20 protein-coding genes, 2 tRNA genes and 1 pseudogene are annotated in these 20,752 nt (G+C 53.2%); 18 read left to right on the forward strand and 5 right to left on the reverse strand.

All coding sequences use genetic code 11. The features are described from left to right. Positions 1-11: 11 nt before the first annotated feature. Complete coding sequence (locus PH7735_RS01260; RefSeq protein ID WP_058309527.1) at positions 12-494, forward strand: SAM-dependent methyltransferase; 483 nt, start codon at positions 12-14, stop codon at positions 492-494. A gap of 6 nt (positions 495-500) precedes the next feature. On the opposite strand, the gene speB is transcribed toward PH7735_RS01260, so the two are convergent. Continuing rightward, on the reverse strand, positions 501-1,466 hold the full coding sequence (gene speB / locus PH7735_RS01265; protein WP_058309528.1) for an agmatinase: 966 nt from the start codon (positions 1,464-1,466) through the stop codon (positions 501-503). Positions 1,467-1,626: 160 nt separating this feature from the next. Beyond that, positions 1,627-1,701, reverse strand: a tRNA-Thr gene (locus tag PH7735_RS01270). A 256-nt stretch (positions 1,702-1,957) separates the two neighbouring features. Between PH7735_RS01270 and murA the strand changes: the two genes are divergently transcribed. From murA to PH7735_RS01340, 14 genes and pseudogenes are all read left to right on the forward strand, one after another. After that, entirely contained in the window at positions 1,958-3,223 is a 1,266-nt protein-coding gene (murA, locus tag PH7735_RS01275; RefSeq protein WP_058309529.1) for a UDP-N-acetylglucosamine 1-carboxyvinyltransferase, read from the forward strand. Continuing rightward, the gene (locus PH7735_RS01280) at positions 3,223-3,702 is read left to right on the forward strand and encodes a DUF2948 family protein (RefSeq protein WP_082645095.1); all 480 of its coding nucleotides are present in this window, start codon (positions 3,223-3,225) and stop codon (positions 3,700-3,702) included. The genes murA and PH7735_RS01280 overlap by 1 nt, the downstream gene beginning before the upstream one ends. Before the next feature lie 123 nt (positions 3,703-3,825). After that, a complete protein-coding gene (locus tag PH7735_RS01285; RefSeq protein WP_058309530.1) occupies positions 3,826-4,335 on the forward strand; it encodes an anthrone oxygenase family protein in 510 nt (169 codons plus the stop codon). A 53-nt stretch (positions 4,336-4,388) separates the two neighbouring features. Beyond that, on the forward strand, positions 4,389-5,690 hold the full coding sequence (gene hisD / locus PH7735_RS01290; protein ID WP_058309531.1) for a histidinol dehydrogenase: 1,302 nt from the start codon (positions 4,389-4,391) through the stop codon (positions 5,688-5,690). Between the two features lie 74 nt (positions 5,691-5,764). Further along, on the forward strand, positions 5,765-6,244 hold the full coding sequence (locus PH7735_RS01295) for a UPF0262 family protein (protein ID WP_058309532.1): 480 nt from the start codon (positions 5,765-5,767) through the stop codon (positions 6,242-6,244). A 7-nt stretch (positions 6,245-6,251) separates the two neighbouring features. Further along, entirely contained in the window at positions 6,252-6,704 is a 453-nt protein-coding gene (locus PH7735_RS01300; protein WP_058309533.1) for an arsenate-mycothiol transferase ArsC, read from the forward strand. Positions 6,705-6,801: 97 nt separating this feature from the next. Then, positions 6,802-7,197 carry a ketosteroid isomerase-related protein gene (locus tag PH7735_RS01305; RefSeq protein ID WP_058309534.1) on the forward strand — a complete coding sequence of 132 codons (396 nt, stop codon included), beginning with the start codon at positions 6,802-6,804 and terminating at the stop codon, positions 7,195-7,197. After that, positions 7,194-7,778 (forward strand): annotated as a pseudogene (locus tag PH7735_RS01310) (GNAT family N-acetyltransferase). The gene PH7735_RS01305 and the pseudogene PH7735_RS01310 overlap by 4 nt, the downstream one beginning before the upstream one ends. 114 nt (positions 7,779-7,892) lie before the next feature. Continuing rightward, complete coding sequence (locus PH7735_RS01315; RefSeq protein ID WP_058309535.1) at positions 7,893-8,771, forward strand: carbon-nitrogen hydrolase family protein; 879 nt, start codon at positions 7,893-7,895, stop codon at positions 8,769-8,771. Between the two features lie 81 nt (positions 8,772-8,852). After that, positions 8,853-9,071: a translation initiation factor IF-1 gene (gene infA / locus PH7735_RS01320; protein ID WP_058309536.1), complete on the forward strand. Its 219-nt coding sequence runs from the start codon at positions 8,853-8,855 to the stop codon at positions 9,069-9,071. A gap of 43 nt (positions 9,072-9,114) precedes the next feature. Continuing rightward, complete coding sequence (locus PH7735_RS01325) at positions 9,115-9,693, forward strand: Maf family protein (RefSeq protein WP_058309537.1); 579 nt, start codon at positions 9,115-9,117, stop codon at positions 9,691-9,693. Then, entirely contained in the window at positions 9,690-10,715 is a 1,026-nt protein-coding gene (locus tag PH7735_RS01330; RefSeq protein WP_058309538.1) for a ribonuclease E/G, read from the forward strand. Before PH7735_RS01325 ends, PH7735_RS01330 begins: the two co-directional genes overlap by 4 nt. Further along, positions 10,712-10,894, forward strand: a complete 183-nt coding sequence (locus tag PH7735_RS01335; protein WP_058309539.1) for a DNA gyrase inhibitor YacG — start codon at positions 10,712-10,714, stop codon at positions 10,892-10,894. Before PH7735_RS01330 ends, PH7735_RS01335 begins: the two co-directional genes overlap by 4 nt. 78 nt (positions 10,895-10,972) lie before the next feature. Then, a tRNA-Phe gene (locus PH7735_RS01340) sits at positions 10,973-11,047 on the forward strand. A 772-nt stretch (positions 11,048-11,819) separates the two neighbouring features. Here PH7735_RS01340 and PH7735_RS01350 read toward each other — a convergent pair. Continuing rightward, complete coding sequence (locus PH7735_RS01350) at positions 11,820-15,128, reverse strand: hypothetical protein (protein ID WP_058309541.1); 3,309 nt, start codon at positions 15,126-15,128, stop codon at positions 11,820-11,822. Positions 15,129-15,566: 438 nt separating this feature from the next. Here PH7735_RS01350 and PH7735_RS01355 point away from each other — a divergent pair, with 438 nt between their 5' ends. Next, entirely contained in the window at positions 15,567-16,085 is a 519-nt protein-coding gene (locus tag PH7735_RS01355) for a ParA family protein (RefSeq protein ID WP_082645096.1), read from the forward strand. Here PH7735_RS01355 and PH7735_RS01360 read toward each other — a convergent pair. Both PH7735_RS01360 and PH7735_RS01370 read right to left on the reverse strand, forming a co-directional pair. After that, a protein-coding gene (locus PH7735_RS01360; protein ID WP_370737382.1) for an IS3 family transposase occupies positions 16,074-17,206 on the reverse strand; the annotation gives its coding sequence in 2 pieces (ribosomal slippage) (positions 16,074-16,943 and positions 16,946-17,206; 1,131 coding nt in all). The genes PH7735_RS01355 and PH7735_RS01360 overlap by 12 nt on opposite strands. 302 nt (positions 17,207-17,508) lie before the next feature. After that, complete coding sequence (locus PH7735_RS01370) at positions 17,509-18,129, reverse strand: recombinase family protein (protein WP_058309545.1); 621 nt, start codon at positions 18,127-18,129, stop codon at positions 17,509-17,511. Between the two features lie 112 nt (positions 18,130-18,241). On the opposite strand from PH7735_RS01370, the gene PH7735_RS01375 reads away from it, so the two are divergent. Together PH7735_RS01375 and PH7735_RS01380 are read left to right on the forward strand one after the other, a co-directional pair. Next, the gene (locus tag PH7735_RS01375; RefSeq protein ID WP_082645097.1) at positions 18,242-20,020 is read left to right on the forward strand and encodes an inositol monophosphatase family protein; all 1,779 of its coding nucleotides are present in this window, start codon (positions 18,242-18,244) and stop codon (positions 20,018-20,020) included. Between the two features lie 59 nt (positions 20,021-20,079). Then, entirely contained in the window at positions 20,080-20,340 is a 261-nt protein-coding gene (locus PH7735_RS01380; protein WP_058309547.1) for a hypothetical protein, read from the forward strand. Positions 20,341-20,752: the final 412 nt, after the last annotated feature.

The following is a 20,752-nucleotide window of genomic DNA, read 5'->3' on the forward strand; positions in this document are numbered from 1 at the left end:
GAGGACGCGACGTGACACATCTAGAAGCCCGACCCGGCGAAGTGGAACTGGATTTTGACCCCGCCACCGAAACCGACGCGAGTGTTATGTTCATCGGGCACATCCGTTCCCCATGGAAACGTGGCGACTGTCCCGCGAACATACGCAAAGCCAGAGAACGCACTTGCGAGGCGTGGATCGAGTTGGATCCGCGGCTTGTTCAAGGGCTGAACGGGCTAAAGGTCGGGCAACAAATCGTGTTGATCTATTGGATGCATGAAACGCGTCGCGACATCATTGTTCAAAGCCCGAGGCATTCAGAGGGAACAAGAGGTGTGTTTTCGCTGCGCTCTCCGTTGCGTCCCAATCCTCTTGCCATGTCCTCTGTGCGCATCACATCGCTTGATCCGGATCGCGGCAACGTCGGTATTGATGCAATCGACTGTTTCGATGGCACCCCCCTTGTGGATATCAAGCCGTGGGTGCCAACCATTGATCTGCTTCCGGACGAATAGGGGACCCTATTTACCGGCGATGTTTGTCGCGATGTTGCACAGCATTTCAAACATGATCGACACACCAAGATAGGCCGTGCCACCCGCCGCATCGAACGGTGGGGAGACTTCGACCAGATCTGCCCCGACAATGTTCACCCCCTTAAGCAAGCGCGCGACGAGCATCGCCTGATACGAATTGGGGCCACCCACTTCGGGCGTGCCTGTACCGGGGGCAAAGGCGGGATCAACAAAGTCGATATCATACGACACATAAGTCGGTGTTTCGCCCACCAATTCGCGGGCTTGCACCATGACATCTTCGGGCCCGCGTGCGTGGAATTCTTCAATTGGAATGATCGTAACGCCAACAGCCGCGGCAAAATCCCTGTCTTCGCTGTCATAAGCGGTGCCGCGAATGCCGATCTGGATCACCTTCTGCGGGTCAAGAAGCCCTTCTTCGATGGCACGTCGAAAGGGGGTGCCGTGGGTGAACTTCGTGCCCCCGAAATAGCTGTCGAACAGGTCGGTGTGGCTGTCGAAGTGGATCATGCCCAAGGGTGTGTTCCGACCTAGCGCGCGCAAAATGGGAAGCGAGCACAAATGGTCGCCGCCGCCCGTCAACGGAACGATGCCCGCGGCGAGAATTTCATCATAAAAGGCGGTAATGCGATCCATACTGGCCATGAGATCGGCAGGGTTGGGGGCAACATCCCCGAGATCGGCACAGTTCACCATCTCGAACGGGCGCACAAGAGTCGCGCCATTCTGGGCCCGTATCATTGTCGACATATCGCGCAGCTGCCGCGGCCCATGGCGCGGGCCGGGACGGTTGGTGGTGCCGCTGTCCCAAGGTGTGCCGATCAGACCAACCTGCACCTCGGCAAGGCGCGGATCGTCCAAAGGGACATGAGGCAGACGCATGAACGTCGGAACCCCGGCAAATCGCGGCAAATCGAAACCGGACACCGGTTCAAAAAAGGAATCACTCATTTGTTTCTCCGCCTCTGTCGTATGAACATTCTCTGGCGGGATCATTGGTCTGTTTGCAGGGCAAAGCAAGAGATGCTCGTGGCGAAACATAACTGCATGAATGACAGGCAAAGCGTATGCGGCTTTTTACACCATCATCTATGCGGTTATTGGGGGAAACTGGTGCTGTGAGGGAGGATTGAACTCCCGACCTCACCCTTACCAAGGGTGCGCTCTACCACTGAGCTACCACAGCATTACCGTGGCGCGGGATTTAGACGTAAAGTTCAGTAGGTGCAACCCCATCTAGACGGTTTTTTTCTGCTCATGTAATGAAGATGCATGGAACGTAATGCACCCCCGAACAAACCGAAGCCTCAGGCCCAAACTCGCGAAGATCGTTTGAAGGCCGCGCTCAAGTCTAATATGGGCCGTAGAAAGGCCCAGGCACGCGCACGTGCGACTTCTGACGGCGTCGGGGACAGCGACAAAAACAAAAAAGGCTAGAGCAAATGGATTCGATTATTGTACGCGGGAATGGCGAGTTGAACGGCCAGATCCCCATTGCCGGCGCGAAGAACGCTTGCCTGACACTCATGCCTGCGACTTTGCTAAGCGAAGAACCGCTTACATTGACCAACGCGCCGCGCCTGTCGGATATCCGCACGATGACCGAATTGCTGTCGTCTTTGGGGGCTGAAGTCAGCACCTTGCAAGATGGCAAGGTGCTCGCGATGTCGAGCCACAACCTTGATAACCATGTCGCCGACTATGACATCGTGCGGAAAATGCGTGCTTCGAACCTTGTGTTGGGGCCAATGCTGGCCCGTTTGGGACAGGCCGTTGTGTCTCTTCCGGGGGGATGCGCCATTGGAACCCGCCCGATGGACCTGCATGAAAAAGGCCTGATGGCACTGGGCGCGGAGATCGAACTGAAAGAAGGATATCTTCACGCCAAGGTGCCGGGTGGGCTTAAAGGCGCGGTGATCGACCTTGATTTCCCATCCGTGGGCGCCACTGAAAACATCATGATGGCGGCGACTCTGGCCAAAGGCACAACGGTTCTCAACAACGCCGCGCGCGAGCCCGAGATTGTGGATTTGGCCACATGCCTGCGCAGCATGGGTGCCCAGATTGACGGGGATGGCACAAGCCGCATTGAAATCCAGGGCGTCGATCGCCTGCACGGTGCGACCCACCCTGTTGTCACCGACCGAATCGAACTCGGCACCTATATGCTGGCCCCCGCGATTTGTGGTGGTGAGGTCGAGTGTCTTGGCGGCAGCATCTCTCTTGTCGGCTCTTTCTGTGAAAAGCTGGATGCCGCTGGTATTCACGTCGAGGAAACAGCGAACGGTCTCAAGGTGGCCCGTCGGGGTGGGCGCGTCAAAGCGGTGGATGTCGTGACCGAACCGTTCCCCGGCTTCCCGACCGATTTGCAGGCCCAGATGATGGCCTTGATGTGCACTGCTGAAGGCACGTCTGTTTTGGAAGAAAAGATTTTCGAAAACCGCTTTATGCACGCACCCGAGTTGATGCGTATGGGGGCGAATATCGAAGTGCATGGCGGCACCGCGACGGTGCACGGTGTTGAACGTCTCAAAGGTGCGCCGGTTATGGCGACCGATTTGCGCGCTTCTGTGTCTTTGATTCTGGCTGCGATGGCGGCCGAGGGTGAAACCATTGTGAACCGTGTCTATCACCTTGATCGTGGTTACGAGCGGGTCGAAGAAAAACTGGGCAACCTCGGGGCCCATATTGAGCGGGTACAATCGTAATGAGCATGGACGCTAAATTCGAAGACGGTGGTGAAGTTCCTCTGAATCTCGGCGCATTGGACGTCGAGGATTTGCAGGTTTTGTCCTCATTGGCGCAGGATGCCGTGTTTCCTGTGACTGAGATGAAATGGATGCCGGCGGACCGCCGGTTTGCGCTTCTTGTGAATCGGTTTCGGTGGGAAGATGTCGACGCAGCCAATCAACGCGGCCGCGCGGTCGAACGCGTGCAATCCCTGTTGGTGATCGACAACGTCATGAATGTGGCATCGCAAGGGGTGGATCGCTCGGACAAGGAAGTGATCCTGTCACTGCTTTCGGTGTCCTTCAATGAAGGCGAGGATGCATCGGGCGAAGTTCTGTTGACCTTGGCCGGTGACGGCGCATTGCGCCTGTCTGTCGAGGCACTGGATGTTACGCTCAAGGATGTGACCAAACCCTATGTCGCGCCCTCAAAACAGGTTCCTGATCACGGGGCCTGACGCAGTTTCCTCGATTTTCGACTGATTAGAACAGGATGCGGGCAGGTTTTTTCCATTTTCTGTGACGGAAACGTCATGTCTCTCCGTAAAAGGAGAACACGGATAAGTTATGGATTTTTAAATATGCGCTTTTTGTTTCCCTTCTCGGCCTTTTTGTCTTTGCTCCTGTCCGGGGGCATTTTTGGTTTCTTTTACGCTTGGGTATGTTCGACCATGTGGGGGTTGGATGCGCTGCCCCCAAACACCGCGATTGCGGCGATGCAGGCCATGAATGCTTCGGTGCGGAATGCGGTTTTTGCACCCGCGTTCTTTGGTACGCCGTTTGTAATGCTGTTGACCGGCCTATTGGCATTTCGCCTTCGCGAAACGCGTTCTGCGGTCTGCTTCTCTCTGGGGGGCCTTTTGTATCTGTTCGGGGGGATGATGCTGACCATGATGGTCAATGTGCCGATGAACGAGGCCCTCGCCCAAATTTCACTTCCTCTTCCCGAGGCTGATGCGATCGCCGTCTGGACCAACTATTCCGGCCCTTGGCAGTTTTGGAATATTGCCCGCACCCTTGTCTCTGGTGTTGCATTGCTTTGCGCGGGTTTGGGGCTTTGGTCTATGCGTCGAAATCCCGCGACCTCGTAAACGCTTGAGAATGAGGCGGGTGGGCGTTATGGAGCGCACTGAAGGAGATCTCCATGCCCCAGTTTCTTGATGCTTCTGCAGTCGATTTCGAAGAGCGTTTTGTAGCCCTGTTGGGGGCAAAACGGGAAGACAGCCCGGATGTGGATGCGGTTGTTGCCGAAATCATTGCGGATGTTCGGGCGCGTGGCGATGCCGCAGTGATTGATCTGACATCGAAATTTGATCGCCTTGATCTGACGCCGGAAACACTGGTCTTTTCAGCCGAAGAAATCGATGCGTTTTGCGAACAGGTGTCCCAAGAAGACCGTACGGCGCTGGAGTTGGCCGCAACACGCATTCGTGCCTATCACGAACGTCAGATGCCCGAGGATGCCAGCTGGACCGACGAGAGCGGTGCAACCTTGGGCTGGCGCTGGACTCCGGTATCGGCGGCGGGCCTTTATGTTCCGGGTGGCCTTGCCTCTTATCCGTCCTCGGTCTTGATGAACGCCATCCCGGCCAAGGTTGCCGGTGTTGGGCGGTTGGCAATTGTTGTGCCCACTCCGGATGGTCAGGCCAATCCGCTTGTCTTGCTGGCGGCGCGGTTGGCTGGCGTGGATGAAGTTTATCGCATTGGCGGGGCGCAGGCCGTAGCCGCACTGGCCTATGGAACCGAGACCATCGCGCCTGTGGACAAGATTACCGGACCGGGTAATGCCTTTGTCGCTGCTGCAAAGCGGCGCGTCTTTGGCAAAGTTGGCATCGATATGATTGCCGGCCCGTCGGAAATTCTTGTGATCGCCGACAAAGACAACAATCCGGACTGGATCGCATTGGATCTGCTGTCACAGGCAGAGCACGACGAAAGTGCACAATCCATTTTGATCACGGACGACAAAGCCTTTGGCAAAGCGGTTGCCGCCGCAGTAGACAAACGCCTCGAAACTCTTGAGCGACGCGCGATTGCGGGTGCAAGCTGGCGTGACTATGGCGCCGTGATCACGGTGTCGGATCTTTCGGCAGCCGCGCAGCTGTCGAATCGTGTCGCGCCCGAGCACCTTGAACTTTGTGTCCAGGATCCCGACGGTCTGGCAGAAGAAATCACCCATGCAGGTGCCATTTTTCTGGGGCAGTATACGCCCGAAGCGATTGGCGATTATGTCGGCGGGCCGAACCACGTGCTGCCAACCGCGCGGTCGGCACGGTTCTCTTCTGGCCTGAGTGTGATGGATTTCGTCAAGCGGACCACGCTGTCCAAGATGACTCTTGCATCGCTGCGTGCGATCGGACCATCGGCGGAAAGGTTGGCCACTAGTGAAAGTCTTGAGGCCCACGGTCTGTCTGTCCGGGCCCGTCTGGATGCGCTCAACGAATAAATGCTGCAGCGCGGCATTGCTCCGCAAGGCCGTTTCGGGTATTCATGCAGGCGAGTTCAAAGCGAGTAAAACCTATGTCCCACATCAGCAGAATTGAGATTGATGATCGCAACTTGCCACCTCCGACGCCGGAGATTGAGCAAGAGCGCAAGGTGGCAATGTTCGACCTTCTTGAGTCGAATCGCTTTGATTTGCCGAAACGCGATGATCGTATGGTGCCTCCGGGCCCGTATTCCGTTGATTTATCGATCCGTGAAAAGCGGCTTGTTTTTGATATTTCGACCGAGAACGGCGACAAAGCGGTTGAGTTCCATCTGTCCTTGTCGCCCTTCCGTCAGGTGGTCAAAGATTACTGGGCCATCTGCGAAAGCTATTTTGATGCTGTAAAAAACATGCCGCCCAGCCAGATCGAAACCATCGACATGGCGCGTCGCGGTATCCACGATGAGGGCGCCAGAATTCTGGCAGAGCGGCTTGAAGGCAAGGCCGACGTCGACCACGACACGGCGCGTCGCCTTTTCACGCTGATTTGCGTGCTGCATTTCGGGGGCTGATCACGTCTTGGGAGAGGAGTTGCCACAGTCGGTTTTGTTTTGCTGCGATCACAACGCGGTGCGCTCTCCCATGGCTGAAGGCATCATGAAAAAATTCTATGGCGCAGACACCTATGTACAGTCTGCCGGCATCAAGAATGATCTCGAGATTGATGGCTTTGCCATTTCCGTCTGTCAGGAAATCGATGTGGAACTGTCGCGTCATCGGTCGCGAAGCTTTGAAGAGATGGAAAAATGGGGCGACCCGATTTCCTCGTTTGATCTGGTCGTCGCCCTGACCCCGGCCAGCCGCCGCGAAGTTCAGGACCTCACACGTTATAGCCATTGTGAGCTTGAATATTGGCCGATCTCGGATCCTTGCGGGCTTGGCGAAACCCGCGACGCCCGTCTCGAGGCTTATCGCGTTTCCCGGGAAGAAATCATCGCGCGCCTCGTAGGGCGCTGGGGGCCTGCGCGTTAAGCGTGATGCGTTTGTGGAGGGTGATCTGTCGCAAAGCGTCGATAGAATCACAAATTCCCGGTCTAGTTTTTTGAAAACAAACTTTGACGAGACCCTTATGAGCATCCAGATCATTCAACAGTATTACGACGCGTTCAACGCCGGAGATATTGCAGGCATGGTGGCCTGTTTGTCCGATGACTTTGTGCATGATGTGAACGAAGGTGCACGCCGTGATGGCAAAAAGGCGTTTTCCGAATTCTGTGCGCATATGTCGGAGTGTTACAAAGAAGAGCTGACCGATGTGGTTGTCTTTTGCAACACGGATGGAACGCGCGGTGCGGCCGAATTTGTCGTGAACGGCACGTATCTCAAGACTGACGGAAACCTTCCTGAGGCGCGCGGGCAAAGCTATCGCTTGCCAGGGGGCGGGTTCGTGTCGTTGAAAGATGGCAAAATTACCCGCGTGACGACCTATTACAATCTGAATGACTGGATTGCGCAGGTCTCATGATCGAGACACGCGTTCTGAAAGGGAGTGCGCTGGATACGGCGCTGGATGACGTGGCGCTTCTTCGTATCAACGTGTTCCGGGCCTTTCCGTACCTGTATGACGGAGATCTGGAGTACGAGCGAACGTATCTGAACGCTTATCGTGAAAGCGATCGTGCCGTTCTTGTTGGTGCCTTTGACGGAAACCGGCTGGTCGGAGCAGCAACAGGGACGCCGTTGTCGGACCACTCGGATGATTTCTCAGCGGCTTTTGGTGACAGCGACATCAGGTTATCTGATGTGTTTTATTGAGCCGAGTCTGTCTTGTTGCCAGAGTATCGCGGACAAGGCATAGGGCACGCGTTCTTTGATTTGCGAGAAGCACATGCGCGGGACCTCGGATTCAAAAAGTCTGCTTTTTGCGGCGTCTTGCGGCCAGAGGAGCACCCCTTGTGCCCGCCAGACTATGTGCCCCTAAACGGTTTCTGGAAACGAAGAGGCTATGCGCCAATGGATGGCGTGATCGCTCACTTCGCATGGAAAGATCTGGGTGCGGACAGCGAAACCCTCAAGCCTTTGCAATTCTGGATCAGGGATTTGTGACGGCCGCCCGGAATGCCGTCCGCGCTTGCGGACGCTGTGCCGCAATGACGGCTTGGGCGTGACAGGCGAATATCGAAAGACGTAAGCTCTGAATATGGAAAACAGGAGGCCTCTATGAAAGTCGCAACGGCAGCATACCCACTGGATTTTTTCGAAAGCTGGGCGGGGTATGAAGACAAGATATTTCGCTGGGTTGACGAAGCTGCAAGTCACGGCGCGGACCTTCTTGTTTTTCCGGAATATGCTGCGATGGAGCTTTCATCCCTTGCTGGGGCCGATGTTGCCAAAGAGGTGGAAACATCGTTTCACGCGGTTTCGGACCGGATGGCCGAGTCCAATGCCCTTCACGCCCATCTGGCCAGCCAATTTGATGTGCATATCCTGAGCGGATCAGGCCCCGTTTTTGACAAAGGGGATCGCCCTGTCAATCGCGCTCACTTTTTTGCGCCAAACGGAAAGGTTGAACATCAGGACAAGCAAATTCTGACAAGGTGTGAACGTACACCTTGGGATATGGTGCCCGGCGGGCCGCTTAAGGTTTTTGAAACCAGCTTGGGCAAAATCGGCGTTTTGATCTGTTATGACAGCGAGTTTCCGTTGCTTGGGCGGGCCCTGTCCGAGTGTGATGTGATTCTTGTTCCATCCTGCACAGAAGCGTTGAGCGGGTACTGGCGGGTGCGAATCGGTGCAATGTCGCGTGCGATGGAGGCCCAGTGCGTGACGGTCATGGCCTCTCTTGTCGGGCCGGCTGAATGGTCCGAAGCCGTTGACATAAACACAGGCATGGGAGGGGTCTTTGGCCCGCCAGATATCGGGTTCCCCGAGACCGGTGTTCTGGCCGAAGGGTCGCTGAACCAGCCCGGATGGACATATGCGGATGTCGATCTTGATGCGGTCGCGCACGTGCGTGCGGATGGGGGTGTTTTGCACCGATCCCATTGGCCCGAACAATCCCCACGTGACAGCGAGGTCACATATCTGTCGATGAAGTGAGAAACGCCCTTGAAAATCAGGCGGATTGCGACCATTTAGGGGCAGCCCGCGTTCGGGCGGGTGTAATGTGAAGGAGAAAACATGGCCAAGGAAGAACTGCTCGAATTTCCCGGTGTCGTTAAGGAACTCTTGCCAAATGCGACATTTCTGGTCGAGCTTGAAAATGGCCATACGATCATCGCACATACGGCAGGCAAGATGCGCAAAAACCGCATCCGTGTTCTTGCAGGGGACCGCGTTCAAGTCGAAATGACCCCCTATGATCTGTCCAAAGGACGGATTAACTATCGCTTCAAATAAGCGTTCCATCGTCGTTGACGTGGCGTAGAACAGGACCGATGGCATGAAACTTATCCTCGGGTCAGGTAGTCCGCGCCGTAAGGAATTGCTTGCTCAGATTGGTGTAGTGGCGGATGATATTCGTCCGCCCGACATCGACGAAGACCCTCTCAAAGGCGAACTGCCCCGCCCTTATTGCGAGCGTATTGCCCGCGAAAAGGCCATGGCTGTGGTGTCGGATGCACAAGATATCGTTCTGTGCGCTGATACAACAGTTGCCCTGGGCCGCCGCATCATGGGGAAACCCGAGGATGCAGGCGAAGCTGCCGAATTTCTCATTGCTCTTGGTGGTCGGCGCCATCAGGTGATCACCTCGGTCGCATTGCGACGCGGAGATCAGCTTTGGGAAAAGACGGTTGTCAGCGCTGTCAAAATGAAGCGCTTGTCAGACGATGAATTGAATGCATACCTTGCCTCGAATGATTGGCAAGGCAAGGCTGGCGGCTATGCAATCCAAGGCCCTGCTGGCGCATTCGTGCCATGGATCAGCGGCTCTTTTACAGGAATTGTTGGCCTTCCCGTTGCCGAAACAGCATCTCTTTTGCTGGCTGCGGGGTATCCTCTTTACAAGGAAACACCATGAAGGGTTCACAGATCATCCTTGACCATCTGAACGGGCGCGAAGCTGCGGCCCTGATGGTGGACGGACGTCTCGAAGATGTGCTGATTGAAAATGATGCGCCAAATCCTGGGACAATCTACCGTGCGATTGCGGATCGACCCGTCAAAGGGCAGGGGGGCATGTTCCTCAAGTCGCCTGATGGCATGGTATTCTTGCGTCAGGTCAAAGGACTGGCGCCGGGCCAGCCCCTTTTGGTGCAGGTGACGGGATACGCCGAAGATGGCAAAGCCATCCCTGTCACGCAAAAGGTCTTGTTTAAAAGCCGTTATGCCATTGTCACTCCCGGTGCACCGGGCCGCAATATCAGCCGCTCGATCAAAGACGACGATCTGCGTGACATGCTTTTGGGCATCGTGAACGAGGTCATGGACGACGACGAAGATATGGGCCTGATCCTGCGATCTTCCTGTGCCACAGGCGAAGTCGGCGAGATCGCGGAAGATATTGATGCGATGTTGTCGCTTGCACGTCAGGTGATGGCGGATGCCGAAGGGCCTGCTGAGTTGCTCGTCGAAGGCGACACTCCCCATACCGAGGCATGGCGCGAATGGACGGATACCGCAGAAATTGTCACGCGTGAGGACAGTTTTGACACTCACGGTGTGCTGGATGCGCTGGAAGATCTAAAATCGATCCGTGTGCCCCTTGGAAGTGGCGCATCGATGTTTATCGAACCCACGCGTGCGCTTGTCGCCGTGGATGTGAACACCGGTGGCGACACATCGCCTGCGGCCGGCCTAAAGGCGAATATGGCCACGGCCCGGTCCTTGCCCCGCCAACTGCGCCTGCGCGGACTGGGCGGGCAGATTACGCTTGATCTGGCACCCATGCCCAAAAAAGATCGGCGTGCCTTTGAAAGCACGCTTAGAACGTCTTTGCGCGCTGATCAGATTGATACGACGATGGTCGGCTGGACACCGCTTGGTCATTATGAACTGCAACGCAAGCGGTCGCGTCTTCCCATTCTGGATGCCCTGTCATGACCTGCCCGGTTTGCAAGAAAGAAACCGACAAAGCCTATCGCCCTTTTTGCTCTAAACGCTGTGCGGATGTGGATTTGGGCAAGTGGTTGGACGGGGTATATTCCGTCCCGTCGCAGGATCCGGAAGAGCAAATTGAAGCATTTGAAGAGATCGCAAAACAAAACAGCACCCTACACTGATTTTTTTGCAGAATACCTCTGGACACCCTACTTCGGCTGACATAGAACGCCGCAACCCGAACGTAAACGTTCACCCGTGCCCGGGTAGCTCAGGGGTAGAGCAGTGGATTGAAAATCCTCGTGTCGGTGGTTCGATTCCGCCCCTGGGCACCACTAAGCCACTGAAAATAAACAATTTTATATGATATGACTTAGCCGAGGTATAGTGAAAATCAATGCTGTACCACCACCGTACCACTTTGATCTCATGTTAATCCGTCTTTTTGTGAGGTTAACAAATCTCTTTCATACGCACTCGAAGGCAATCCAGGCGTTTGGTTGAGCGGTCTCTGTTTTTGCAGATAGCCCCGACTGCCCACTTCTGAGAGTTGGCAAATTGAGCTGACTTTTTGGTTGGCATTGAAGATCAAGAAGGTGCCGCCGTCAGGTTTGGCCGCGTTTATAATCAAAGAAGTGTAAGGTGAAAGTAGTTTTGCTTTTCGTCACCACGACATATCCAAGCGGCTGCGGCAACGATCTCATCCGAGATCCTTAGATGGCCGAACAAATGTGGATCGGTTGCTCGCAGTCTATGCCTTAGTGTTTCTAGTTTTCCGCGGTTGTAACCAGTGCCGTTCTTGTCGCTTCGAAAGAACTCCAGAAAGAGGCCGTATTCCTTTTTTGAATAAAGCTCGAATTGCCCAAGAACGAGAAAGCGATGTTCGCCCATATCTTTAATAGCGGACCAAATCGGCTGATCTGGTCCGCTGAGGACTCTGTCCTTGTAAAGTCTAAGGCCGCATGCGCGCATTCTGGTCTCCCTTTCAACGGAAATTATGGAAACCGTGGCAAGGGACAAGATTGGTTTGAGGCGTAATGGCAACGACTTGTTTAGCGACCTCGTTCGGCGCAATTGGGTTGATCGGCCGAAGTTGCTAAGTGAAAGCTATGGCTTCTCGGAGATGAAGGGTTTTGTTCCCGTCAGAACTTCAATCTCGTTGATCGCGTTTAATGCATCGACGAATGCAAGCGCTTTTATCGCACGAGAATTCTTGTGTAGTGTTGCATCCAAACTGAAGCTCAAAGCGAGTGGGTGCTCCCCGTCAATTTCCCCATGTAGAATATATCTAAATGGCTCTTTTGACATTGCCTTCGCGTGCTTGAGGTCGAGGCTGGCTAGTTGTTTGGATTTCCAAATGTGGGGCATGTACCTTGCACAATCTGATGGTGATAGGAACACCAGCCCGTGCTCGCGGATTGCTCTTTCGATGCGTGTGCCACCCTTTTTGAAATCACCCCATTTGCTGATTGCATCAACCGTTATATCAATCACTACAGGACTCAGAAGAAAAACTGATTTCTTATTCTGGTTATGTATCAACCTGATGCGATCAATCGCCTGTTCGATTTCCTTTTCACGTATTTGCCGCAGAATTCGATCTCCCCATTTGTCAGGGTGAGCAAAAACTTCGATTGATTTCACTCCATCCCTTAACCGGATACCCCTTGAAACTTGTTTGAAGTCACCAGAAACGAACGCATCTCCAGCAGCCGCAGCATAGGCTCTCGCTCGAGCCTCAACGTCCCGAGGGCTAGGCTGTTCCCGACCAATGACAATGACAGAGTCCCTGTCTTCCCACCTGTTCTGGCCCCGGAGAGCCCCAAAGTGCCCCATTCTGGCGGCATCAGTTACTGTCAATGATTGAACGATACTCTTGTTGCTGAAGACCGCCGCACCTGGATATCTATCCAAAACGTCTACAACGTACTTTTTCAAGTTTCGGTTTTCGGCTTTTTGTTTGTCGGAAAGACGTGACCAATTCCCGCTGTCTTCAATCAGTCTGCGCTTCGCAAAATTGCAGCCAACGATCTGTGTGACATGTGCATGCCTTTCTACCGGATAGTGATGGCATTCCAGGTCGTTCCCAAATGCAATCTTAGCGAGGTCCATATCCGCAGTGCCATCAAGGTGCAAAAAGGGGGTGCTGCTTCCATGCGCCAGTTCCTTCACCCTCACAGCTATTAAGCCTGGCTCATTTTGAGAGGATTTGGGGTACTTCCCGCACTTGAAAACTGAAGTCACGAATTCATGAGATGCGTCCATTTCGGCTCGCAAACATTCAAACAGAATCTGAAGTCTACGAGCTGAATTCGCCGGCAAGACTTCCAATTTGGATGCCAAAGAAGCGAGATCACTGGCGCAGGTATCCCGCTCTTCCCGGCCAAGGGTTTTCCAAACAACGCGTTTGACATTACTAGACCTGAACCCTTTTAGGTCTTCAATTGCTACGTCAAGTAATTCCGAAGTCACACCAGCTGCCTTTAGAGCTGCCAGCGAAACACGATGTGGATTGAGCCCTGCCACTTTGAGCAGCGCTTGCTTAATCGGTTGGATGGCGTCGTCTTGAGCCAGAAAAGAGTCGCCGACTTGTACGTCCCGAAGGTCATCGCCACTTTGAGGCCTGTTTGACGGCGGAATAAGGTAATCCACCAATTCACTCAGCGACACGTGCGTGTCTTCAACCGCAAAATCTCTTGGTCGTTCATCAAACACGACCAAGTCCGGCTTTGCTTCAGCTGGAAGAGGTAGATATCCGAACTCGTGCGGCGCGAAAATGACCAGACCTTGCTTGGCCTTCAAGTGCTGTGCAATTTGTGCTTCTTGCCTCATATAGCCACAACTATCAGAATGAGGGCAAAGTTTGCACAAGTTGGCCCGAACTGAGATTCCATGCTGCGCAAGTTGCTTTGCCGCCGGAAAGGCTAGACACATTTTCGTCGACCGATCTCCTATCTCTGGATCGAGACGATCCCGACCAAGAAGCGTGATGGCTGGGGGCGCTTCCTGAGGCGTATTTGTCAGATAATCGCCATAAGCTTCCTGAGCTTTGTTGTGATCAGGCAGAAGCATCAGGCAAACCAACCCGTGGGCTTCATGTAGGAACCCTGGCTGACCACGTCTTCCGACGAGAGCCGCTGTTTTGCCGACGCCTTGGGCGCCGGAAAGCAGAATTCTTGAAGGTGAAGCCAAGTCATTCTCCTCCAAGCCTTTCCTTGTTTTTGAAAGCCAAGCCTTGGATAGTCTTCCCCAGTCTTTGATTGTCTTGAAATGCAAAGAAATGGCTTCTTTCCTGTCGATGTCGGAAGCCGGGTAAAAGGGCGTGGTTGCGGTGAAATCTGTGCTGGTTGAAAGAGGGCGACTTAAACCGGTGTTCAGGCCATTTCTGACGGCTTCTTCGTAGCGTTCATGACCAGTTTTCGAAGCGGCCAATAGTAGGTGGTCGAGGGCGTCGTTGAACGCAATTTCACCAGAAGCAACATATCCACCGATCACTTGGGATTCGTTGTAGATGTCTGTGTTTCCTGCGTCCTTGCCCTGGTGAAGTCTTGAGCAAGTTGCCGACAGGATGTTCCGGCCATCTTCAGTTGTTTTTCCCAAAGCAATGCTTTGCTTTGAAAGCGTAGCCTTTGCTTGCCTTGACTTTGGAATCCTTGGCTTTCCTTGTGTTTTCTTGTTTTCCTTTGGAAAGCTAATGGAAGAGGTCTCAAGGAAATCCTTTTCTTTCTTGAACACCCCTGATCGCTGCAAGCCTTGAAGAGGATCGGGTACGCCATCAAAAGTGGGAGAAGCAGTGTAATTTGGTTGTGCAATCAGAGCCAATTGCGTGTCGCTGCCAACGGTTTCAAACAGAAATCTGCGCTCATGTGTTTTAAGGGGGCGATCAGCAAGCATCCAGAAATGAAATTTTGCCAGATGATCTTTGCCTGGAACCCCGGCACTTGACGACGCTTGCCAAAAGGCTGACACGGATTTGAGAATCGGTAGCCGATTGCAGGTTCGAGACAAGGTCCACTGAGCCAGCCTTTCTGGATCATTCCATCCTAAATTCGCAGGTCTTTCCAGCTCGTCAATATCAAAATGAATTGCACGCGATCCAAGGTCTTCCAGCGTTGCCGGATGCCCGTTTTTCTCATTTGAACGACGAAGAATACTCTCTTGATTCTGGAATTCGGATTTGACCGATCCCATTATTATCATTTTGTTCGTCCGCCGCTCCAAATCTTGGAGAAGGCTCGCGAGATCTGACAAGCTGGATACTGAAACACAGTCATGCTTGAAGTACTTGGCTCGCGCATACTGGTCACAACCACCCTCGTGAAATCTTTTGGTAAGTAGTTTGTGTCCTGTCGCTTCTAAAACCGTAACTCTGTTGGATCCATTTTCTTGAAAACTTGTTTTGTGGGTTTCGCCCATTTTGACTGCTCCTTGAGCCGTCAAACGGGGGATGCGTTAAGGACATGTTTTGCAATGTATTCATAGTCTTTACCCGGCCTTTGCGGCTCTTGTTTTTTTGGCCGGCGGAATTGCCGACGGGAGCGTTTTTGCAGCAAAAGGTTTCGCAGAAATTTATTCGAGAACGCAAAGGGTTGAATGTCGTCAACCTTCAGGATTCCTTAACCTTTCCATGAATTTGAAATGCAAGTCATGCAAAGGCAAGGCTTGGAAAGACTTGTTTTGAAAAGCATTGGAAAGTCCCGAAATGGAAACTCGTGCCTTTGCTTGGCATTTCAAGAAATGTCTTCGATTTTCTTTGTTTGGCATCCAAAATCTATCAAATCCAATTTTCTTAAATCTTTCCGAAATCATGTTGCTGGTAAGTTGATTTTAGGTTTTTGAAGAAAGGAAATTACAATGCCTACCATTTCATTTTGCTCGACCAAAGGAGGCAGCGGAAAAACAACCTCCTGTGCAGTACTTGCGCTCGAACTCGCCCGAAGTGGCTGGAACATCAAAGTCATGGACACGGACCCGAAGAACTGGTTGACAAGTTGGGCTCTACTGAAACCTTTGCCGAAGAATTTGCAAGTTTACGCTGTGCCGCAAGATCAACTGACGGATGCCGCTGAAAGCCTCGCACTTCAGTCAGATTTCTTGCTCATTGATGTCGAAGGATCAGACGATGCGTCTCTCATTGACGCTGTCCTCGTAAGTGATTTTGTTGTTTCACCTTGCAGCAGCTCTCGAATGGATGCGCTTGCGTCTGTGCAAGTTTTGAAGCAAGTGCGCCAGAAATCTCGCATGCTGAAGCGGCCAATTCTTTCAAATGTTCTTATGACAAAGACCGCACCAGGTGCCATAGAGGTGGTCCTAGGTTTTAGACCAGTTTGCAGCCTTGTTAAGATGGATCAGGGTTTCAGTTCAGGCTGCTAGTCTCATTGGTTCGGCTTTGCTTGCATAGGCCTCGTCAGGGGTCAAGATGCCGTGGGTCGAGTGCGGGCGCTCAGCGTTGTAATAGGTCAGCCATTTGCCGATACCTGCCCGCATTTCTGATCCTGTCTCAAAGGCATTCAGATAGGCGCATTCATACTTCAGCGACCTCCAAAGCCGCTCAATCATCCGGTTGTCGCGCCACGCGCCTTTACCATCCATACTGATCTTGATGCCTGCGTCGATTAGCCTATCGATCCATGCCCCACTGGTAAATTGGCTGCCTTGGTCGGTGTTGAAGATTTCCGGCTTGCCATGCTTGGCTAACGCATCCTTCAATGCCTCGACGCAAAAGTCAGCATCCATGCTATTGGACAATCGCCATGCCAGCACCTTGCGACTGTACCAATCCATGATTGCGACCAGATACAGGAAGCCGCGACGCATTGGGATGTAACTGATGTCCGCACACCAAACTTGATTTGGTCGGTCGACCACGACGTTCCTGAGAAGATAAGGCCAAATCTTGTGTTGCGGATGCTTCTTGCTGGTGTTGGGCTCCTGATAGATGGGCACCAGGCGCATGAGCCGCATCAAACGGCGAACCCGGTGACGGCCGCATTTATGGTTATTGCGTTTCATATGCCGGGCCATCTGGCGCGATCCGTACCAAGGCGTTTCCAAGAACTGCTTGTCTATCATTTCCATAAACCGCAGGTTCTCGGCGCTTTCACCGACAGGCTGGTAGTAAAGCCGTGACCGCGACAGCTGCAACAGTTCGCACTGTTTACGCATACTTAACTTATGATCCCGGCTCACCATTTTTTGCCTCGCGTCCCGAGCAACTGATGCGAGGCTTCGGTCAAAAAATCCCGTTCCACCACCAACTGACCAATCTTGGAATGCAGCTTATCTACATCGGCGGCACTCATCTGCTCGGGGGCAGCACCCCGGCGTGTAAATGCTGTCGCCATGTTCTCTATAGCTGCCCGTTTCCAAGTCCCGATCTGCGTCGGATGCACACCGTATTTCTTGGACAGTTCAGCCAGCGTCATCTCTTCGCGGATCGCTTCAAGAGCAACCTTAGCTTTGAACTCAGGCGAGTGGTTCTTGCGTTTCTTCATTTGGGATCGTCACTTTCATCATGCGATCCACCTTAACAACTGGTCCGATTTCCGCGACCACCTCTGTTTTGCCTACTGACCCAATTCCAGGTGAACGCTTGTACATTCCAAATCTAATTGAAGATTGCCTCGTCACAGAATTTTGGAGTTCGATTTACTTGGCCGGCAGCGGCTTCGCTTTTTGGGATGGCATCGATTTGGAATTGGACAAGTCCGAGTTCGAGAAAGTGTACTTGATAGGGTAGCGACCAATCCGTCTCCATCAAGAGCTTCCCGCGACGGGACGCCCAGTGGGCCTCTGGCTACCTCTGCTTTTTGAGAAATGCCCTGAGGTTGCTCTCGGTCCACGGCTTTCCAGTAGAGGAGGCAATTTTCTCGGTGTTGAGCTGCTTTGCTACCGCGCTAACACCCAAACCCTTTGCCTTCAGTTCCAAAGCCCTATGGCTCGCCGCGGCTTCACGTTCTAGCTTTGACCCCATCCATTCAGTGTGCCGCTTCCGCCATTTTCCGAAATGTACTCCTGGATCAAATGACCAATCTGCGGTCAGAAGTGGATCAGGTGGAATCCGGATGAACGGAATATCTGTTTTTTCAAACCAACTGTCCAAGTAACCATGCCCGCGCCAGTTCTGAACCATCGAAAAGTCGACGATCAAAATCGTTGCATCGGCCGCATTGCAAGTATCTTCCAGCGCTTCAAGGCTATCCTGAATGTGAACACTGCCTCGATCTGGTGAAATCTCCAGAAACACTTCTTCCCGGATCAGGCCAAAGCCATGGTCTTTCGCATAGCGACGTATCATCTGCATTTGATAGCGAATTGTATTGCTCTCAGCTGCCGCAGCCTCAACATCCGATGGCAGGTCAGTGAACTGGGCCCACGTCACGGGTAATGTCCAATAGAACCCAACAGCTTTTGTCATTTGGCTTTCCTCTTTCTTCGGTCAGTCATCCGCAAAATCCCGAGGTATCCCCCAGACGGTCTCAACACAATTTAGGTTGGTGCCAATCGAAACAAATCAAGGGGTATCCAAAATGACAGAGAGCACCAACCAAGACCTTTCCGGCCTACTACTCACAACCGCCGAGGTTGTGAAAACTGCCGGAGCTATGATCCGGGCCGAGTTTCATCGTCCCGCTGGTCCACGGGGCACTTTGCACAAGGCAGTGATAGATAACGAAGTGGAAGCCTTCTTGAAGGCACAGTTGGTGAGTCTTCATCCTGCAAGCTGGCTGGGTGAAGAAACCGAAAGAACTGAAGTTCACGGGCCTGACACATGGGTTGTTGACCCGCATGATGGAACAGCCGACTTCATGAAAGGGTTGCGAGGATCCGCAATTTCGGTGGCACTTCTTAGAAACGATGAGCCTGTTCTAGGAGTTGTATTTGCCCCGACTGCTCCTGATGACAAGGGTGACTTGATCTGCTGGGCAAGAGGTGAAGATCTCACGCGCAACGGTTTGACCATCAAGCCAACGATGGATCGGAAACAGCTGATTGTTGGGCTGAACGCAGATGCCGCGGACTATGCTTTTGCGAACCATGTAAACTTAGGGGGAGCTCGCGTAAGGGCTCTTCCCAGTCCCGCATATCGGCTGGCATTGGCGTCTGTTGGCGAAATTGACGCCGCAATCAGCTTGGTAAATGGCCTTGCCCCCTGGGACATTGCCGGAGGGCATGCTCTTCTTATCGGTGCTGGCAAAACGCTCACCCAGAGGAATGGCCGGGTAGTCGACTACAAATCGGAAACGTTCAATGGAGTCATTGCGGGGGCGCCTGATATCGTAGAAAGGTTGAAATCAGCAAAAATAGAGCCGCATCCCAAATCAAGGCGCACCCCTGCGAGTCCGAAGGTGCGAATACAAATGGCTGATACTCTTGCTCGAGCGCAGGGTACGTTGCTGGGTCAATTGGCAGGCGATGCCTTGGGATCATTCGTAGAGTTTCAGGATGCGGCCACGATTGCGCACCAGCACCCGGAAGGCGTCGTTGAGCTTAGCGATGGTGGGACCTGGAACCTGATTGCAGGGCAACCGACCGACGATGGCGAAATGGCCTTGGCACTTGCCCGAAGCCTGTGCGCACAGGAGTGTTTCGATACAGAGCACGTAAAGCAGTCATATATTGACTGGCGTCGCTCGAGGCCGTTCGACATCGGGATGACCACTAGTCGGGCTATTTCCGCGCTAGAGACTGGAAGCGATGTTTCTTTCGATAGCCAAGCCAACGGGGCCTTGATGCGAGCCAGCCCAATCGGTGTTTTTGCACATGGAAATCCGGAATTGGCCTCAGAGATTGCTCGAAAGGACGCCCATCTGACGCACCCCAATCGCGTCACCGTGGCGGCAAATTCGGCATTTGCAGCAGCGATCTCGATTGGCACCGCCGGAGCTAACGAAGAAGAAATGTGGTCTGCTGCTTACGCCTACTCCGGAGAGAATAGCGGAGGAGATGTGGTTCGGAAGCGCCTCATCGATGCCCGAACAAAACGCCCGGCTGAGTATCAGCATCAGATGGGTTGGGTTCTGACCGCCTTTCAAAATGCGTTCTATTGTTTGATGGCTGGGAAATCTCTTCGTGATGCTGTGGTAAGCACGGTAGCTCAAGGCGGGGACACAGATACGAATGCGGCAATCTGTGGTGCGCTTGTTGGTGCCAGGCAAGGTCGTGATGCTGTTCCATTGCAATGGCGAAATGCCGTCCTTACGTGCCGGCCAATCGAAGGCAAGGGTATCCGTCACCCCCGGCCAAAAGCCTTTTGGCCCGATGATACGCTGGAGCTTGCCGAAGCACTTTTGGCTGCCAATCGATGACTGGCAGTCCATCACAACGAAATATGACGGAACACATAGGAAGGCATTGGGGAGGCGATATGAGTGATTTCAATCATCTGGACAAGCGAAGGAAAGTAGTGCTGCAAATCAAGCTGGATGGGTTCATCGAGGCCGCGGTGTTTACGGCAAAGGCCAACAGCGTGGGCCTTACCGAAGCCACGGCGCTTATTGTCCGGGCTTTGGCTAGGGAAATGGCAGCGCATTCGATTGATAGGGATTCGGCCCAGAACCTGTTTGTAAATGCCGTGCAACTTTCGTTTCAGGAGGGTCATTTGCGTTCAACCCAGCGTCAACACTGAAGGGGCTCCGCCGCTTTGAGGTTGATGATATGTGTGTGACGTCTGACACCCCTGCTTTTTTGAGAAACGCTCCGAGGATGCTCTCGGTCCACGGCTTTCCGGAAAACCCCCAGCCGTGGTCTATTGGTTGAGAAGAAACGAAACACAAACTAACGAGCAGGAGCAGAGAATAGTTTAAACTACTTTGGAAACTGTCCAAACATTGGGGGTAGCTCAGTTCGTTACGGAGTAGAGTTTCATGCACAGGTTGATATCTGGCCTAGAGTTAATACCTCTGGCGGCGGGTACTTTGTAAACCGGCAAGTCGATTTTTTGGGGTTCGCGTCAGGCACTACACATCCGACGAGTCGCGGTGTTCTGATTTTGCGGCACCAATTTGATTCTGTTCCCATTTTGTTCTGATCGTCAAGAG

This window comes from Shimia thalassica, assembly GCF_001458215.1.
In the GTDB taxonomy this organism is placed as follows: domain Bacteria; phylum Pseudomonadota; class Alphaproteobacteria; order Rhodobacterales; family Rhodobacteraceae; genus Shimia; species Shimia thalassica.

Excerpts from the sequence above, each read along its gene's own strand:
- PH7735_RS01355 (WP_082645096.1), top strand. The coding sequence starts at position 15,567 with ATGCCTACCATTTCATTTTGCTCGACCAAAGGAGGCAGCGGAAAAACA.
- PH7735_RS01350 (WP_058309541.1), bottom strand. The coding sequence starts at position 15,128 with ATGGGCGAAACCCACAAAACAAGTTTTCAAGAAAATGGATCCAACAGA.
- PH7735_RS01325 (WP_058309537.1), top strand. The coding sequence starts at position 9,115 with ATGAAACTTATCCTCGGGTCAGGTAGTCCGCGCCGTAAGGAATTGCTT.
- infA (WP_058309536.1), top strand. The coding sequence starts at position 8,853 with ATGGCCAAGGAAGAACTGCTCGAATTTCCCGGTGTCGTTAAGGAACTC.
- PH7735_RS01295 (WP_058309532.1), top strand. The coding sequence starts at position 5,765 with ATGTCCCACATCAGCAGAATTGAGATTGATGATCGCAACTTGCCACCT.
- PH7735_RS01380 (WP_058309547.1), top strand. The coding sequence starts at position 20,080 with ATGAGTGATTTCAATCATCTGGACAAGCGAAGGAAAGTAGTGCTGCAA.
- PH7735_RS01375 (WP_082645097.1), top strand. The coding sequence starts at position 18,242 with ATGACAGAGAGCACCAACCAAGACCTTTCCGGCCTACTACTCACAACC.
- PH7735_RS01335 (WP_058309539.1), top strand. The coding sequence starts at position 10,712 with ATGACCTGCCCGGTTTGCAAGAAAGAAACCGACAAAGCCTATCGCCCT.
- PH7735_RS01305 (WP_058309534.1), top strand. The coding sequence starts at position 6,802 with ATGAGCATCCAGATCATTCAACAGTATTACGACGCGTTCAACGCCGGA.
- hisD (WP_058309531.1), top strand. The coding sequence starts at position 4,389 with ATGCCCCAGTTTCTTGATGCTTCTGCAGTCGATTTCGAAGAGCGTTTT.
- PH7735_RS01285 (WP_058309530.1), top strand. The coding sequence starts at position 3,826 with ATGCGCTTTTTGTTTCCCTTCTCGGCCTTTTTGTCTTTGCTCCTGTCC.
- PH7735_RS01280 (WP_082645095.1), top strand. The coding sequence starts at position 3,223 with ATGAGCATGGACGCTAAATTCGAAGACGGTGGTGAAGTTCCTCTGAAT.
- speB (WP_058309528.1), bottom strand. The coding sequence starts at position 1,466 with ATGAGTGATTCCTTTTTTGAACCGGTGTCCGGTTTCGATTTGCCGCGA.
- murA (WP_058309529.1), top strand. The coding sequence starts at position 1,958 with ATGGATTCGATTATTGTACGCGGGAATGGCGAGTTGAACGGCCAGATC.
- PH7735_RS01330 (WP_058309538.1), top strand. The coding sequence starts at position 9,690 with ATGAAGGGTTCACAGATCATCCTTGACCATCTGAACGGGCGCGAAGCT.
- PH7735_RS01315 (WP_058309535.1), top strand. The coding sequence starts at position 7,893 with ATGAAAGTCGCAACGGCAGCATACCCACTGGATTTTTTCGAAAGCTGG.
- PH7735_RS01370 (WP_058309545.1), bottom strand. The coding sequence starts at position 18,129 with ATGACAAAAGCTGTTGGGTTCTATTGGACATTACCCGTGACGTGGGCC.